Origin of the sequence: Bradyrhizobium sp. (assembly GCF_022844465.1) — a bacterium.
In the GTDB taxonomy this organism is placed as follows: Bacteria; Pseudomonadota; Alphaproteobacteria; order Rhizobiales; family Xanthobacteraceae; genus Bradyrhizobium.
On record NZ_JALHLP010000006.1, the window covers coordinates 14,002 to 28,396 of the forward strand.

The 14,395-nt window shown below is 64.3% G+C and carries 14 protein-coding genes; 7 read left to right on the forward strand and 7 right to left on the reverse strand.

The window, feature by feature from the left end; genetic code table 11:
* Nucleotides 1-27 precede the first annotated feature (27 nt).
* Nucleotides 28-1,209 carry a DUF2125 domain-containing protein gene (locus tag Q0D31_RS12460; RefSeq protein WP_291850724.1) on the reverse strand — a complete coding sequence of 394 codons (1,182 nt, stop codon included), beginning with the start codon at nt 1,207-1,209 and terminating at the stop codon, nt 28-30.
* Nucleotides 1,210-1,318: 109 nt separating this feature from the next.
* Here Q0D31_RS12460 and Q0D31_RS12465 point away from each other — a divergent pair, with 109 nt between their 5' ends.
* Both Q0D31_RS12465 and Q0D31_RS12470 read left to right on the forward strand, forming a co-directional pair.
* Entirely contained in the window at nt 1,319-1,912 is a 594-nt protein-coding gene (locus Q0D31_RS12465) for a gamma-glutamylcyclotransferase (protein ID WP_291850727.1), read from the forward strand.
* 77 nt (nt 1,913-1,989) lie between these two features.
* Nucleotides 1,990-2,763: a class I SAM-dependent methyltransferase gene (locus tag Q0D31_RS12470; RefSeq protein ID WP_291850732.1), complete on the forward strand. Its 774-nt coding sequence runs from the start codon at nt 1,990-1,992 to the stop codon at nt 2,761-2,763.
* A gap of 28 nt (nt 2,764-2,791) precedes the next feature.
* On the opposite strand, the gene Q0D31_RS12475 is transcribed toward Q0D31_RS12470, so the two are convergent.
* From Q0D31_RS12475 to ftsE, 3 genes are all read right to left on the reverse strand, one after another.
* Nucleotides 2,792-3,505 (reverse strand): YdcF family protein, encoded by a 714-nt coding sequence (locus Q0D31_RS12475; protein ID WP_291850735.1) that lies wholly within the window; start codon nt 3,503-3,505, stop codon nt 2,792-2,794.
* Nucleotides 3,506-3,579: 74 nt separating this feature from the next.
* Nucleotides 3,580-4,551: an ABC transporter permease gene (locus Q0D31_RS12480; RefSeq protein WP_291850738.1), complete on the reverse strand. Its 972-nt coding sequence runs from the start codon at nt 4,549-4,551 to the stop codon at nt 3,580-3,582.
* A complete protein-coding gene (ftsE, locus tag Q0D31_RS12485; RefSeq protein WP_291850741.1) occupies nt 4,544-5,203 on the reverse strand; it encodes a cell division ATP-binding protein FtsE in 660 nt (219 codons plus the stop codon). Before ftsE ends, Q0D31_RS12480 begins: the two co-directional genes overlap by 8 nt.
* Before the next feature lie 249 nt (nt 5,204-5,452).
* On the opposite strand from ftsE, the gene Q0D31_RS12490 reads away from it, so the two are divergent.
* Nucleotides 5,453-6,325: an MJ0042-type zinc finger domain-containing protein gene (locus tag Q0D31_RS12490; protein WP_291850744.1), complete on the forward strand. Its 873-nt coding sequence runs from the start codon at nt 5,453-5,455 to the stop codon at nt 6,323-6,325.
* Nucleotides 6,326-6,357: 32 nt separating this feature from the next.
* Entirely contained in the window at nt 6,358-6,735 is a 378-nt protein-coding gene (locus Q0D31_RS12495) for a response regulator (RefSeq protein ID WP_291850747.1), read from the forward strand.
* A gap of 384 nt (nt 6,736-7,119) precedes the next feature.
* On the opposite strand, the gene Q0D31_RS12500 is transcribed toward Q0D31_RS12495, so the two are convergent.
* Both Q0D31_RS12500 and Q0D31_RS12505 read right to left on the reverse strand, forming a co-directional pair.
* Nucleotides 7,120-7,416 (reverse strand): DUF302 domain-containing protein, encoded by a 297-nt coding sequence (locus Q0D31_RS12500; RefSeq protein WP_291850750.1) that lies wholly within the window; start codon nt 7,414-7,416, stop codon nt 7,120-7,122.
* Entirely contained in the window at nt 7,400-7,882 is a 483-nt protein-coding gene (locus tag Q0D31_RS12505) for a DoxX family protein (RefSeq protein ID WP_291850753.1), read from the reverse strand. The genes Q0D31_RS12500 and Q0D31_RS12505 overlap by 17 nt, the downstream gene beginning before the upstream one ends.
* A 494-nt stretch (nt 7,883-8,376) precedes the next feature.
* On the opposite strand from Q0D31_RS12505, the gene Q0D31_RS12510 reads away from it, so the two are divergent.
* Nucleotides 8,377-9,852 (forward strand): multicopper oxidase domain-containing protein, encoded by a 1,476-nt coding sequence (locus tag Q0D31_RS12510; RefSeq protein ID WP_291850759.1) that lies wholly within the window; start codon nt 8,377-8,379, stop codon nt 9,850-9,852.
* A gap of 286 nt (nt 9,853-10,138) precedes the next feature.
* Here the strand turns inward: Q0D31_RS12510 and Q0D31_RS12515 are convergent, their stop codons facing one another.
* Complete coding sequence (locus tag Q0D31_RS12515) at nt 10,139-12,721, reverse strand: TIGR02302 family protein (protein ID WP_291850763.1); 2,583 nt, start codon at nt 12,719-12,721, stop codon at nt 10,139-10,141.
* Nucleotides 12,722-12,885: 164 nt separating this feature from the next.
* Here Q0D31_RS12515 and Q0D31_RS12520 point away from each other — a divergent pair, with 164 nt between their 5' ends.
* Together Q0D31_RS12520 and Q0D31_RS12525 are read left to right on the forward strand one after the other, a co-directional pair.
* Nucleotides 12,886-13,266 (forward strand): carboxymuconolactone decarboxylase family protein, encoded by a 381-nt coding sequence (locus tag Q0D31_RS12520; protein ID WP_291850766.1) that lies wholly within the window; start codon nt 12,886-12,888, stop codon nt 13,264-13,266.
* Nucleotides 13,267-13,390: 124 nt separating this feature from the next.
* A complete protein-coding gene (locus Q0D31_RS12525) occupies nt 13,391-14,299 on the forward strand; it encodes an NAD(P)-dependent oxidoreductase (protein ID WP_291850770.1) in 909 nt (302 codons plus the stop codon).
* Nucleotides 14,300-14,395: the final 96 nt, after the last annotated feature.

Below are 14,395 nucleotides of genomic sequence, written 5' to 3' on the forward strand. Positions count from 1 at the left end.
GGACGATTCGTCCGCAGCCGCCGAAAGCTAGAACAGCGGCGGGAGCTGCGCCACTTTCAGCGGCCCGAGAAACACCGCGCCGTCGACAAAGCGAAGCGGAAAGGCCCGCGCCTTCTTGCCTTCCAGTTCCGCCTCCTTGCCGAGCGCGTTGATGCCGGCGGCGACGCCGACATTGGCGTTCTGCTTGACCACCCTGCCCAATCCCGGGATCGCCTTTTCAAGCGCGCCCAGCAGATTGTTGATGTCCTGCGTCTTCACGCCGGGCGCCACGCGATCGAGCGTGGCCTGCGGCACGCCCTCCTCCAGCATCTTTTCGAGGCCCAGCGCCGGGATCACTTTCTCGAGGCCCACGACCGTCATCTGCAATTCGCCGTCGATCCGCCCCTGGGCGTTGAGGCGCAGGGTTCCGGCGGCGACCGAGACCACCTCGCCCTGCTGAATGCGCGAGCGCACGATCTCGACTTGGCCGCCGGCGGCCTGGATCTCCCTGAAACGCTCCGGCCACGGTTTTGGCGTGAAATCCTTCAGCCCCGCAAGTCGGGTCTGGACGTCGGCGCTGAACGGCGTCGCCAGCAGCGGGTGCACTTCCTGCACGCTGCCGCCTGCCACCTGCAGGACGGCTTCGATAACCGGATTGTTCCCGGCCTCGACCAGACGGCCGTGCAACTCGACCCGACCGGCGCGCGCGAGCGGCGTCAGCACCGGGCCGTTGACGCGCTCGATCGAGGGATTTTCGAACACCACGGAGGCGCGCTGCGGGATGTCAGGCAGACCGCTGACGCTGCTGCGGCCGCTGCTCCAGTTCACCTTCATCGACGGCGTCTCGCCGCGATCGGCGACCATCGCCGGCGCCTTGAATTCGGCGATCAGCAATCCCGGCTGGTAGATCTGCCCGATCACCATGATCTCGCCGAGCCGCGCGGTGAACGGCGCCGCCGCGCCGGCCGTCTGCGCGACCAGCGAAACGCTGGCGTCGTCGCAACGAACTTCGAGACGGAACGGGTAACCGGCCACCGAGCGCTTGCCGCAGGCATAGACCCGCCCCGACTCTGCCTCCCGCGCCGCCCACGCGTCGGCGCGCGCGCCGACTTCGGAGGCCGCGTAGAGCCAGAACGCGCTCCATGCGGCGGCGGCGGCCACGAGCAGCACGGGGAGAAAGAACAGGTGCCACAGCGGACGCCGGCGCGGCGCGGGAGTGATCTCAGGCATGCGGCGTCCTTTGGCTGGCGATTCCGGCGAATCTAAGTACCCCGGCGCGGTGAAGCAGGCGCTGAATCCGCTTCGCTTTGCCGAACCGTTCTGGTAGCGCTCCGCTCCGATGTCCGCAATGATCCTGAAAGAAACGGAATTCTCGCCCGGCGACCTCTGGGTGTTCGGCTACGGCTCGCTGATGTGGCGTCCCGGCTTCGACTTCGTCGAGCGGGTTCCGGCGCGGCTGATCGGCGAACACCGTGCGCTCTGCGTCTATTCCTTCGTTCACCGCGGCACGCCGGAGAAGCCGGGCCTGGTGCTCGGGCTCGACCGCGGCGGCGCCTGCCGCGGCATAGCGTTCCGCGTCGCCGAGCGCAACCGCGCCGCCACCGTCGCCTATCTGCGCGCGCGCGAGCAGGTCACCTCGGTCTACCGCGAAGTCAAGCGGTCGGTGTGGCTGCAGAACGAGGCGCGCCAGCGCGTCAGCGCGCTCGCCTACGTGGTCGATCGCGGTCATGTGCAATATGCCGGGCGGCTTTCGCCGGCCGAGCAATTGCGCCACGTGCTGCACGGGCACGGCCAGTCCGGTGTCAACCGCGACTACGTTCTGGCGACCGTGAAGGCGATCGAAGCCGAAGGTTTCCGCGATCAGCAATTGCATCGACTGGCCATGATGCTGCATGAGGCGCATGCGCCGCTCGCCGCGCAGGGCAACCGCTAGCGGATCTGCCCTCTATTGCTCGCCGTGAGGCCGTGATGGTAGAAGCACGCCTCGCGGGAATTTGGGATCGCCCTGGTATGAATGCGCGCAGTCAACGAACCCATTGCCCGATCTGCAAAGCGCCCGACTTCTCGCTCAAATTCACGATGGAGCGCGGCGGCCAGGCCTTCAGGATCGTGTCGTGCCGCGACTGCCGCTTCATCTTTGTGGCCGATCCGGAGGCGGATACGGCCAATCACATCGACATCGACAAGATCGACTGGGCGTTCCGCCCCCGGCATTTCCAGATCAGGCGGATGTTGCTCGCGCACCTGTCAGCCGGGCAACAGGTTCTCGAGATCGGATGCGGCCGAGGCGAGGTTGGCTATCTCTTGCGGTCAGACCCGGTCCGGTACGTCGCCTATGAACCGGCGCGCGGGCTTTCCGATTTCGGCATCAGGGCCGGCGTCCCAATCGTCCAGCGCGTGTTCAACGGCGAGCAGACGGCGGACGCCATCGTGATCGACAATGTGCTGGAGCACGTCGCTGAACCGGCAAGGATGCTGGAGATCGCGGCTGCCTCGCTCAATCCCGGCGGGCTGCTCATCGTGATTACGCCGAACGTCCATGACATCCGCGCCGTTTCACCTTCGTGGCGAGCGCGGAATCTCTGGGTGCCGCCGGACCATATCAACTACTTCTCCGCGCCGGACATCGACCGGATGTTCCAGCGTGTGGGACTGAAGGCCAGGCGCTTCAGGTTTTCGCCGCTTTCGCTGCAGGACTGGAAGTTCTTCCCGCGCGCTGTGGCGGAAACCTTCGGGCTTTCGATTTTCGGGCACAATGTCTACGCGGTCAAGAAATCAACCTGATTCCCTGCGCTGAACCGCGAACGCGGGATCAATTGGCCTGCGCGGTGGCGGGTCGGCGCGGCGGCAGCGGGGGCTGATCCAGGGACTCGGGCAACACGTCGATGCCGGCGTCGGCCAGCCGGACCCGCAGTTCGGCGGCGACATATTTCGCATATTCCGACAGCAGCAGGCGCAGGGTGACGCCGCTGGTCCACCACGGTTCGTCGCGCCAGCGGTCGCCGACCACCGCGAACGGGATCAGCGTGATCTCAGGCATCGCATGCGACAATTCGACGATCGCTCGCGGCATATGGTAGTTCGACGTCACCACGATCAGCGACTTGAAGCCGCGCTCGCGGGCCCAGCGCCGCGCCTCGGCGGCGTTGCTGCGGGTATTGACTGCGGAGCGGTCGAGGTCCACGCAACAACCGAGCAGCGATTGGCTGTCAGGCAGCGAGCGGGAGATGTCGCTGGCGGCGTTGGTCGGATGTACGCCGGAGATCAGCAGCCGCTTTCCGTAGCCGCTGGCGAGCAATTCCATCGCATCGGAGACGCGCGAGGAGCCGCCGGTCAGCACCACGATCCCATCGGCATTGCGGGCCGGCTTGATTTCGACGCCGCGCAATTGCGACAGAAAGCCGATGAAGCCCACGGCAGCGCTGACGAACACCAACGCCATGGCGGCGACGATGGTCGCACGCAACCATCCCCGCGGCCGCCTGGCCGGCGCGTTCGGCGACCCATCGTCGTGCAGCAAACCCATTCGGCTCCGGCGATCCTCTGCCCCGGCGCAATTCTAGAGGGTTTTCGGCCGTAGTGGAATCGGCTTTGGCGAATTCAATCTATATCGTCCAGCGTGGCGAACAGGGTTCGGCGCGAGGCCCAGGCGGTGATCGCGGCGATCAGCAGCGCCTGCACCGCCAGCGCCAGATAACCCGAGGGCGGCAGCGAGAACGTCCCGAGCAGGGCTGCGAACTGATCCCCGACCGGCGTACCCGAAAACCAACCGGCGATCGATTCGGAAAAACCGAATCCCAGCATCGCGGCGCCGCCACCGATCAGGCCGCCCTGCAGGCCGAGCCTGAGAAAATGCCGCAGGAAACGGTTGGCGATGAAGCTGTCGCCGGCGCCGACGAAATGCAGCACCTCGACGATCGGGCGGTTCGCCGCCATTGCGCCGCGGGTCGCAAACGAAACCGAGATGATCGTCGCCACGATCACCAGTGCGAGGATGCCGACGCCGGCGAAGACAGTGGCGCCGGTCATCGAGCGCATGCGCTCGATCCAGGCGCGGTGATCGTCGACGGTGGCCGACGGCGCCAGTTGCGCCACCCGGCTGCGCAGCGCCGCGAGATCGAGCGTGGTGCCCGGCTGCACCCGCGCGACGATGACGCGCGGCACCGGCAATTGTTCGATCGAGAGCCCGCTGCCGAGCCACGGCTCCAGCAGCTTGGCCGACTCTTCCTTGCTGAAGGGCTTGACCTGGACGATGCCGGGCTGCGCCCGCATCGCCTGCGTCGCGGCCGCCACATCGCGATCGAGGTCGCGTCCAGCCACCGGGCGGACCTGGACGGTGATTTCGCTGGCGACCTCGGACTGCCACTCCGCCGCCGAGGCGCTCACCAGCAGTACCGTGCCGGTCGTGATCGAGGCCAGGAACGTCATGATGGCGACGACGGCGACCAGCGCCCGGCCCGAGATCGAGGCCCGCGGCACGATCGGCGACATGTTGCGGGCGCGCGAGGGCAGCAGCGGACGCTCGTTCCCGAGGTCCACCAGCGGTCCATGCTCGTCACCGTTCCTACTCATAGATGTGCAACCGTCCCTGGTGCAGCACCAGCCGCCGCGCCTCGTATTGATCCATCAGCGTGATGTCGTGGGTGGCGATGATCACGGCGGTGCCGGACTTGTTCAACTCGATGAACAGCCGCAGCAGGCGTCGGCCGAGCGTCGGATCGACGCTGCCGGTCGGCTCGTCCGCCAGCAACAATTGCGGGCGCGAGATCACCGCGCGCGCGATCGCCGCGCGCTGCTTCTCGCCGCCCGACAGGATCGGCGGCAGCGCATCCATCCGCTCGCCGAGGCCGACCCACCTCAAGAGATCGATCACCTCGCGGCGATAGCTGGATTCCTCCCGCCCCATGACGCGGAACGGCAGCGCCACGTTCTCATAGGTGGTCATGTGGTCGAGCAGGCGGAAATCCTGCAGCACGATGCCGATGCGCTTGCGCAAATCCGCGACCTGGTCCTTGCCGAGCAGCGAGACGTCCTGGCCGAACAGGTTGACGAGCCCCCGCGTGGGGCGCAGCGACAGGAACAGCAGCCGCAGCAGCGAGGTCTTGCCCGCGCCGGATGGACCGGTGAGAAACTGGAACGAATGCGCCGGGATCAGGAACGACAGGTCGCGCAGAATCTCCGGGCCAAGCCCGTATCGCAAACCGACATTTTCGAACCGAACCAAGCTCAGCTCCGCTCGACATGGGCCGTGGTCGAACTCCGCTCGACGTGGGCCGTGGCCGGAAACCCCGGACTTGAGTCCGTCCCTGGGCCAAGACTTGGAACAGGACTTGCTCCCGAATCTGAATTACGGGCGCGCAACCCGCTGGCCTGGGCTCCGGCCGGACAAAACGGTTGTGCGACCGTTATGGTTTCCGATTCGTTAACGCTCGCTAGGTAGCATCCCGGCAAAGACACTGTGGATACGGGCTCCATGCACATCGTTTGCCCTCATTGTACAACATCTTTTGCGATCAATCCGGCCGCCCTCGGCGCGGCCGGACGAAACGTGCGCTGTTCTCGCTGCAAGGAGACTTGGCTTGCACGTCCCGAGGATGCCGTCGAGGTGCCGGCGGCGGCACCCGCCATGGCGGAATCCAGCCCGCCTGGGGCGCAAGATGCCGCGGCGGAATGGGAAGCCCTCGCCCGCGAGGAACAGGGACAAGGCACCCCGGTGGTCGAAAGCCCCTCGATTTCGGCGGATTGGCCCGCCGAGGCCAAAACCAAGCCTCAAGACGATGATGACGCCTGGCCGGCGGCCGCAAGACAGGATGCCGGCGACCATGAGGAAGATATCCCCAAGCGCGCTTCGCTGTTTTCGGGGCGCCTGGTCTTTCCGCCCCTGCCCCGCATTCCCGGCATGCCGTCAGTGAGCCTCCAGACGGCCTGCGTTGCGATGGGCGCGCTGGTGCTGGCGCTGTTGATCTGGCGCGCCGAAATCGTGCGCCTGCTGCCACAGACCGCGACCTTCTACAGGATGGTCGGGCTGGACGTGAACCTGCGCGGGCTGGCGTTCAGGGACGTCAAAATCAGCAACGAAATCGTGGAAGGCAAGCCGGTGCTGGTCATCGAGGGGGTGATCGTCGCCGAAGCCAAAAAGCCGGTGGAGCTGCCGCGGCTACGCTTTTCCCTGCGCGACGCGCAGGGCGCGGAGATCTACGCTTGGAATTCCGTGCTTGAGCAGCCGATGCTGCGGCCGGGCGAGCGGGCCCAATTCAAATCGCGGCTGGCTTCGCCGCCGCCCGAAGGCCGCAATATCGATATACGCTTCTTCAACAGGCGGGACCTGGCCGGCGGCCGTGCCTGAACAGGCCGCACCGTCACGGAGGCGATGGATCGATGCCACGGGTGCTAATTGCCGACGACGAGGATTCCATGCGCTCGCTTGTGGCGCGCGCGATCGCCATGGACGGGCACGAGATAGTAACCGCTGCGGACGGCGCCGAAGCGCTGGATATCCTGACTCGCGAAAACGGCGCCATCGACCTGCTGCTGACCGACATCCAGATGCCGGTCATGGACGGCATTGCGCTGGCGCTGGCGGCGGCGCGTGATTTTCCGGACCTCAAAATTCTGTTGATGACGGGTTTCGCCGACCAGCGCGAACGCGCCTCCGGCCTCAACGCCATCGTGCATGACGTGATGACCAAACCGTTTGCGGTCGCCGACATCCGCACCGCAGTGGCGGACGCGTTGTCGGCGCGGAAGACGGGGTAGCTGCGAGGCGGGTTGGCGTAGCCAAAAGCACCCGCCGCCCCTCGTGAAGGCAGGCACGCGGTAGCCTTTCGATTCAACTATTTATGTCTCGGGAATACTAGCCCGGAACCATCGTTACTGGGAAAACTCGGTCGCGGGACGCCTTCCCTAAGCAGCTGAGGGCGGGCATCGAATAGTCATGTCGATCGACTAACTTGCGGAAGTGGGCAGCGCCCAAGAAAACTCCCAATTCCTTGATGGCGTCTCGTTCAACGTGTGGACGGTCGGGATCAAAGCTTCGCCGTGACTTGCGACGGCGGCGGGGTGAGTCCCATCAACGCACCGCCGCTGTCGAGAACCACGGGCCGCCGGGATTTTCGGTGGGGTTCTGTCATTCGACCCCCGCTACGCTGGCGAGCCTTGCTTGGTTCCAATGTCTGCAATTACTTCCTGCAGCGCCAAGCGGACGCTTGATGCGATTTCGGCGAGCTTGGGGTTCTCAATTGCCTGCATAGACGCAACCGGATCCACCGCTGAAATTTCAGTTCGGCCCGAGTGAAGCTCCTGCAGGACCACGTTGCATGGAAGCATGACGCCGATTTTATCCTCAGCTTGTAGTGCCGCGATGGCGCCAGCAACGCGCGGTAATCCGCAATCCCCATAGCCGTGGCCAAGAAGCGATTTCCTAGCTCGCCCGCGCACGTCCTCCCGAACTCCTATCGGTGGGTTCAACGGTCAATGCAAACGCCCGGTCGATCGCAAACGCACCCGATCCGTTAAAGACGAAATGAACCAACGCGCCAAGGATAGCGATATTCTTGAACAACGGCCCGGCGTGGCCCGGAGCCAGGTGCATTGTGATCGTAATTGGCGCCAGCGTCACGAAAAGCGCGACAGATGATAACCGGGTCATGAATCCAACAGCAAGCGCGACGCCGGCTGGGACGAAAACGGCTCCGGAAATCCATAGCAAAGCAGATGGATCGCCGATCGAATTGATCGTACTTGCCCACGGCGATTCAGCCATCCGCTCGAGCATCTGACGGTGCTCTACGAAATGTCCAAGCCCGCCAACGATGAATATGAGGCTGAGGCAAACGCGAAAAATAAGGTCGGGGAAACTCGAGTTGGTTTTTAAGAACCGCTTCAGTTGCGTGATAGATGTCACTCTTCAATCCTTGACATAAATGGCCCAGCGCACGCCAGTTAACGCTCTCGTTATCGACCAGAGGCAGGTATCTGGCGAACGCTGCACCTGCCAACGCCAGCCCATGACGATGACAATCCATGCAGCTAGCGCGCCCAAACCAACGCCAAGAATCACGAGGCTGCCAACGGCGGCCTGAACCCGCTGATTATTCGTCGGTTGCCGACAATCTTTGACGACCGGCAGCCCTGCCGCTTTGTCGTTACAGGAGCAAACAATTAGCAATCGCTAATTTAGCCAACAATGATATTAGTTCAAGTGCCTCGATCGGATTTCCGGTCAGGAACTGCCTTTGTATAAGGGAATGGTTGTCGAGCTCTCGACATCTTGGGGGTCCTTCTGCTCACGATAAAGTGCGGCACCCGACACAATATTAACAGAAACCTGGGCGGCTATCCGTTTATCACCACCGCGCCATGGGTTCGAATGACTTCAGCTGACCAGTAGGCGTACCTATGACACTCAGTCGTCGATCCGTTCTAGCCGGCGCCATAGGCGCTGGCGCCTTCACTTATGCGGGTTGGACCGCGGGAGATGCGGCAGTGGAACGGCAGCCCCTGCGGATTCCTCCGCTTGTTGACGCGCGGAAGGAAGGGAACGCGGTTGCGCTGCGCGTTCAGGCGGGCGCTACCGAATTCTTTCCGGGACGTGCGAGCGCCAGTCTGGGATACAGTGGGGGCTATTTGGGTCCCTCAATTCGAATCTATCGGGGCGACAACGTCGAAATCGCCGTAACCAACACGTTAAAGGAAGACACCACAGTTCATTGGCATGGCCTTCTCATTCCCGCCGAACTCGACGGCGGGCCCCATCAAATAATCGTCCCCGGAGACACTTGGCGTCCGAGGTTGCCCATTCGCCAGCCTGCCGCAACTCTGTTCTATCATTCTCACATTCACGGGCGGACCGGAGCACAGGTGTATTCCGGACTGGCAGGCCTGCTGCTTGTTACCGATGAGGGCGAGCGGGCTCTGGCGCTGCCCTCTGAATATGGTGTCGATGACCTTCCCGTTGTCATTCAAGACAGGCAGTTCGACGACGGGCTGATGGTGGTCCCGCAAGGGATGATGACGATGATGCAGGGACGTCGTGGCAATACGATCTTGGCCAATGGTACGCCGAACGCCACGGCGCGTGTTCCAAATCGATTGGTGCGTCTGCGGCTGGTAAACGGTTCTAACGCCAGAATCTATGACCTTTCGTTCGGCGACAATCGAGCGTTTCACTGGATCGCAAGCGAGGGTGGTCTACTCGATCGCCCGATAAGCGTTCGCTCGCTCACACTTGCGCCGGGCGAGCGCGGCGAGGTGTTGGTGGATTTTTCAAATGGCCAAGCGGTGTCTCTCAAGACGGCTCCCGACACCAACATGAACATGCCGATGATGATAGGACCGCTGGCGCAAGCACGTAAACTCGCAAAGGAAATTCTTGGCGGTCAAGGCGAAGCGGTTTTGCAGTTTGTCCCCGTTGGGGGTCTGGGCACGCCCAGCAAAATTCCGGAACGCCTTGTCGAGCGTCCGCGTGCAGATCCATCGAAAGCCAACACACGACGCCGATTTGTTCTGGGTATGGGGGGTATGATGGGCGGTGGGACGCGCTCGGGTGGCGGCATGGTCATCAACGGTCGTCCGTTCGATATGAACCGCATCGACGAAGACGTCCGACTGGGTGAAACCGAAATCTGGGAGGTCTCGGGAGAGATGATGTCCCACCCTTTCCATATCCACGGCGTGCAGTTCGAGGTCCTTAGTCGCAACGGCGGCAAGCCAATCCTTCGTGATACCGGTGCTCGCGATACCGTTCTCGTGAAAGAGCCGGTAGAGTTACTCGTGCATTTCGATCAGCCTGCCGAAAAGGCGCCATTCATGTATCACTGTCATATCCTGGAGCACGAGGATAACGGCATGATGGGGCAGTTTCGGACAATCTGACATCGATAGAGCGGCCCAGAATGCCCGAGGGTCGAATCATCGTCTTTTCGACGCAACTGCCGTAGCACTGTCGCTTCGGGGAGGGTTCCTCGCCTTAGAATCTACCGTGCTGAAACACGGGCCTCACCCGTCGAGGTCAAGGCAATTCCGCGGCCAAGGAGTTCGTCGCTTACCTGCGCTCTCCCGCCTTTCACGATTGGCCGGAAAATTCTGATGGAGAAGCTCTGGATCACCCGCCTTCGCGGGTGATGACAGTTTGCCTGGAGAAAATCCGGAGCACTGAACCCTAATAATCCTTCAACAGCCGCTCGATGTAGTCGAGCTCGATCTGCGGACGGGACGGGTCGGCCAGGCGGCGGCGCAGTTCCTCCAGAATCCGTCGCACCCGCTGCACGTCGATTTCGCCGGGTATCTTGACCGAGTGGTCGTCGTTGAACTCGTTGTGACGCAGCGGTCGTCCGAGCGGATCAGTGCCATTGGCCGCGCCCTGCTGGCGGCCGCGGGGATTGCCTGGACCATCGCCGGGCTGGTCGCCGTCGCCCTGCTGCATGGCCTCGGCGAGGCTCTGGGCGCCCTTGCGCAAGGCGTCGAGCGCCCGGCCCTGCGAGTCCACCGCGCCATCGGCGTTGCCCTCGCCGAGCCTGCCACTGGCGTCGCCCATCGCCGAATCGGCCTGGTCCAGCCCGTCCTCGCCGTCGCCTTGACCCTGCTGGCCCTGACCCTGCTCGCCGCGCTGACCTTTCTCGCCGCGCTGACCCTGCCCCATGCCGCGCTTGGCGAGTTCTTCCTGCAGTTTCCTGAGCCGGTCGCGCAAACCCTGCTGGTCCTGCTGCAACTCGCCCATGCCCTGCTCGCCCTGCTTGCCCTGCTTGCCGCGGCTGCGGTCGCGCCGCGAATCCTGGCCCTGCTTGAAGGTCTTGTCGCGCAATTGCTGCTGCTTGCGGATCATGTCGCCGAGTTCGTTCAGCGCCTGATCCATGTCGCTGTCGCCGGACTGGCCGGGCTGCGCCATCTGCAGGTTTTCCAGCATCTGCTGCAACTGCTCCAGCAACTGCCGGGCGGCATCCTTGTCACCGGAGCGCGACAGCCGCTCCAGCCGGTCGAGCATGCTCTTGAGATCCTGCTGGCTCAGCATTTTCGTATTGGGATCGAGCGGACGCGACAATTGCTGCGGATTGTTGCGCAACTGCTCGGCAAGCTGACGCAGGAAATTATCCAGCGCGGCGCGCAGATTGTCGGTGAGCTTCTTGATCTCCTCGTCGGTCGCGCCGCGCTCCAGCGCCTGCTTCAGCGCCTCCTGGGCTGCGCGTAGCGCCTTGTCGACATCGCTGATCTTGCCGTCCTCGATGGTGACGGCAAGCGCCCACAGGCTGGCGACCACCTCGCGCAGGGCGATGTCGGTGCGGGACGCCTCCAGTTGCCGCGCGACGCTGAAGAGCCCGAGATAATGGCCGGTCTCCGGCGTGAACAATTCCGGCGCGATCATCAGCGCGTCCAGCGCCGCACGGACCTGCGAATTCTGGTTGGCGTCGAGCGCCAGGATGCGGCGCTGTTCGATCAAGGCGCGCGCCAGCGGTTTGGTGAACAGCCGCTCCGGCAACCGCATGTTGAAAGGCTCGCTCTTGCCCTCGTTGCCGGCCTCGTCCTTTGCCGTCAGCGTCAGCGTGACGTCGGCGCCGGCATAGGGGTCTTCGGTGAGATCCTTCAGGGTCTGGCCGACGCCATTGCGGGTGCGCGCGTTCGGCAGCGCCAGGACAAACTGCGGCGGCTCGAACAGCGGCCGCGGCTCCGCCGACTTGTTGGCTTCCTTGCTGGATTCCTTGCCGGCTTCTCCGGCGCGGGCGGCGAACTGGGCGCGCGCTTCGGTCACGCCGTAATCATCCTCGAGCCGATAGGACATTTGCAGCGAACCGCGGGCCTGGCGCTCCGGATCCTTGGCCAGCGTGATGGTCGGCGCACGGTCAGGGGTGGCCGCGAACCGCCATTGCGGCGGGCCGGACGGCGCGCGGACATGCGCGGTGCCGCTGCCTGCGATCTTGAATTGCCGCTCGCTGGTGCCCTTGGGCGCGGCTTCGCTCGGCGCGACCTCGGTCAGGCCGCCGCCGACCACGACATCGAGGGCGCCCCCGCTCGACCGAATCAGCAACGTGCTGCCGGCCGGAACCTGGAGCGGCCCGCTGTCGGGCGCGGCCGCATCCCGGTTGGCGGCCGAAAGAATCACCGGCGGCTTGCCGGTATAGGCCGGCGGCGTCACCCAGGCGTCGACCCGGACGTTGACCGGCGTCATTACGCCGTTCCAGTCGAACGCCGCGGCAACGCGCATCGCGCGCTCGTCGCCGGCCGCGACATAGGCCGCCGCCATCATCACCATCACCAGCGCGCGCAGCGCCCAGGGATCATGGAGCGCCAGCCGCGGCGCCGGCAACCCGGCGCGGATCCGCTTGATCGAGGCCAGCGTGCGCTCGCGCTGCTCCCGCCACAGCGCCTGCGCGACCGGATCGGCCGTCGCGAGCGTATCGGTCAGCGCCGTCGCCGGACGGTGGCGAATGCCGGTCCCGCGGTCGAGTCGAGTCAGGCCATGTTCGCGCGTCGGCCAGCGAAATCGCGCGAGCGGGAACAACGCCCAAAGCGCCAGCATTGCGAAAAGGGCGATACCGGCGGCGCGGGCCGGAAACGGTAGTCCCAGCCACAGTCCGGCCCAGGACACCACCAGAAACAGCCCGACAATGCTTAGCAACCGAGCCAGAGCCGGCCATGCGCGTTCCCAAGCGATCGCATATTGAGCCCGTCGCAGGGCCTGCGCCAGCTGCAAGCGCGCGAAGTCAGGCTCGCGCGCGGGGGGTAAGGGATCAGGGGGTGCGCCGTTCAACAAACTCTCCGGGTTGCCGACAAATCACCCTAGCACGGCGGCGGCAATGAGGCACCCGCTTCCAGCGGGTCCCGCACCGGGAAATACGCATAACACGAACGCGTGACTGTGGGGCTGCCACCCCGTAACGTCGGCCCCGAACCGAAAAAAGGCGAGGAAACGACATGGACCAGAAGACCCACGACAAGGGAATGGAAATCCGCAAGGCCGTGCTCGGCGAGGCCTATGTCAACAACGCAATGAAGAATGCCGACAGCTTCAACAAGCCGTTCCAGGAACTGGTCACCGAATACTGCTGGGGCGCGGTATGGGGCCGGGAGGAACTGCCGCGCAAGACCCGCAGCATGCTCAACCTCGCCATGATCTCGATCCTGAACCGGCCGCACGAGCTGAAAGCGCACATCAAGGGCGCGCTCACCAACGGCGTCAGCCGCGACGAGATCCGCGAGATCTTCATGCAGGTCTCGATCTACGCCGGCATCCCCGCCGGCGTCGACAGCTTCCGCATTGCGCGCGAAGTATTCGCCGAACTGGACAAGGCGTAGAGGCCGCCCGAAATTTTATCCGTCATTGCGAGCGAAGCGAAGCAATCCACTTCACCGCAGCAAGAAAGAATGGATCGCTTCGTCGCTTCGCTCCTCGCGATGACGGAACAGAGGAAAAATCGCCATGGAAATCGGATTCATCGGCCTCGGGAAAATGGGTTTTCCGATGGCGCGCCGGCTGATCGAGGCCGGGCATCAACTCACCGTGTTCGATACCCGCAAGGAGGCGGTCGACAGGCTCGCCGCGCTCGGCGCGCAAGCGGCATCGTCACCAAAGGATGTCGCCGACCGCTGCGAGACCGTATTGGCGAGCCTGCCGTCGCTGCAGGCCTCGCTGGAGGTCGCGACCGGCACCGGCGGCGTGATCGAGGGCAAGCGGGTCAGGCGCTTCGTCGATCTCTCCACCGTCGGCTCGCACATGGCGGCCAGAATTCATGGCCTGCTGGCGAAACAGAACATCGTGCAGATCGACAGCCCCGTCAGCGGTGGCGTCGGCGGCGCCGAAAAGGGAACGCTGGCGGTGATGGTCTCCGGCCCGCGCGCCGATTGCGAGCTGGTCAAGCCCGCCCTTGGGGTGATCGGCAAGGTATTCTTCATCGGCGAGAAGCCGGGTTCCGCGCAGACCATGAAGCTCGCCAACAACTTCCTGTCGGCGACCGCCATGGTGGCGACGTCGGAAGCCGTGGTGATGGGCGTCAAGGCGGGGCTCGATCCCTCCATCATGATCGACGTCATCAACGCCGGTTCCGGCCTCAACACCGCCAGCCGCGACAAGTTTCCGCGCTCGGTGCTGCCGCGTACCTTCGACTTCGGCTTTGCCACCGGCCTGATGGTGAAGGACGTCCGGCTCGCGCTGGAGGAGATGAAGTCGCTGGGGCTGTCGATGGAAGTCGCCGAGGCGGTCGGCCGCCTGTGGGAAGTCATCATCCGCGAAGAGGGAGCGGAATCGGACTTCACCGCCGCGATCAAGCCGATCGAGAAAGCGGCGGGCGTCGTGGTCGGCGGCGCCAAGGGCGGCCACGCGGCGAAGTGACGGAGGGCTTGTGGCAGCACGTCGGGCCGATGCAGTTTTTCCCTGCGGTCCTCCGATATGGATGCGAATCGCATCTTCGCTCAGCCGCCGATCGAG

Coding starts and splice junctions, on each gene's coding strand:
- Q0D31_RS12465 (WP_291850727.1), top strand. CDS start 1,319: ATGTCCGCAATGATCCTGAAAGAAACGGAATTCTCGCCCGGCGACCTC.
- Q0D31_RS12490 (WP_291850744.1), top strand. CDS start 5,453: ATGCACATCGTTTGCCCTCATTGTACAACATCTTTTGCGATCAATCCG.
- Q0D31_RS12480 (WP_291850738.1), bottom strand. CDS start 4,551: ATGAGTAGGAACGGTGACGAGCATGGACCGCTGGTGGACCTCGGGAAC.
- Q0D31_RS12510 (WP_291850759.1), top strand. CDS start 8,377: ATGACACTCAGTCGTCGATCCGTTCTAGCCGGCGCCATAGGCGCTGGC.
- Q0D31_RS12520 (WP_291850766.1), top strand. CDS start 12,886: ATGGACCAGAAGACCCACGACAAGGGAATGGAAATCCGCAAGGCCGTG.
- Q0D31_RS12495 (WP_291850747.1), top strand. CDS start 6,358: ATGCCACGGGTGCTAATTGCCGACGACGAGGATTCCATGCGCTCGCTT.
- Q0D31_RS12460 (WP_291850724.1), bottom strand. CDS start 1,209: ATGCCTGAGATCACTCCCGCGCCGCGCCGGCGTCCGCTGTGGCACCTG.
- Q0D31_RS12475 (WP_291850735.1), bottom strand. CDS start 3,505: ATGGGTTTGCTGCACGACGATGGGTCGCCGAACGCGCCGGCCAGGCGG.
- Q0D31_RS12525 (WP_291850770.1), top strand. CDS start 13,391: ATGGAAATCGGATTCATCGGCCTCGGGAAAATGGGTTTTCCGATGGCG.
- Q0D31_RS12470 (WP_291850732.1), top strand. CDS start 1,990: ATGAATGCGCGCAGTCAACGAACCCATTGCCCGATCTGCAAAGCGCCC.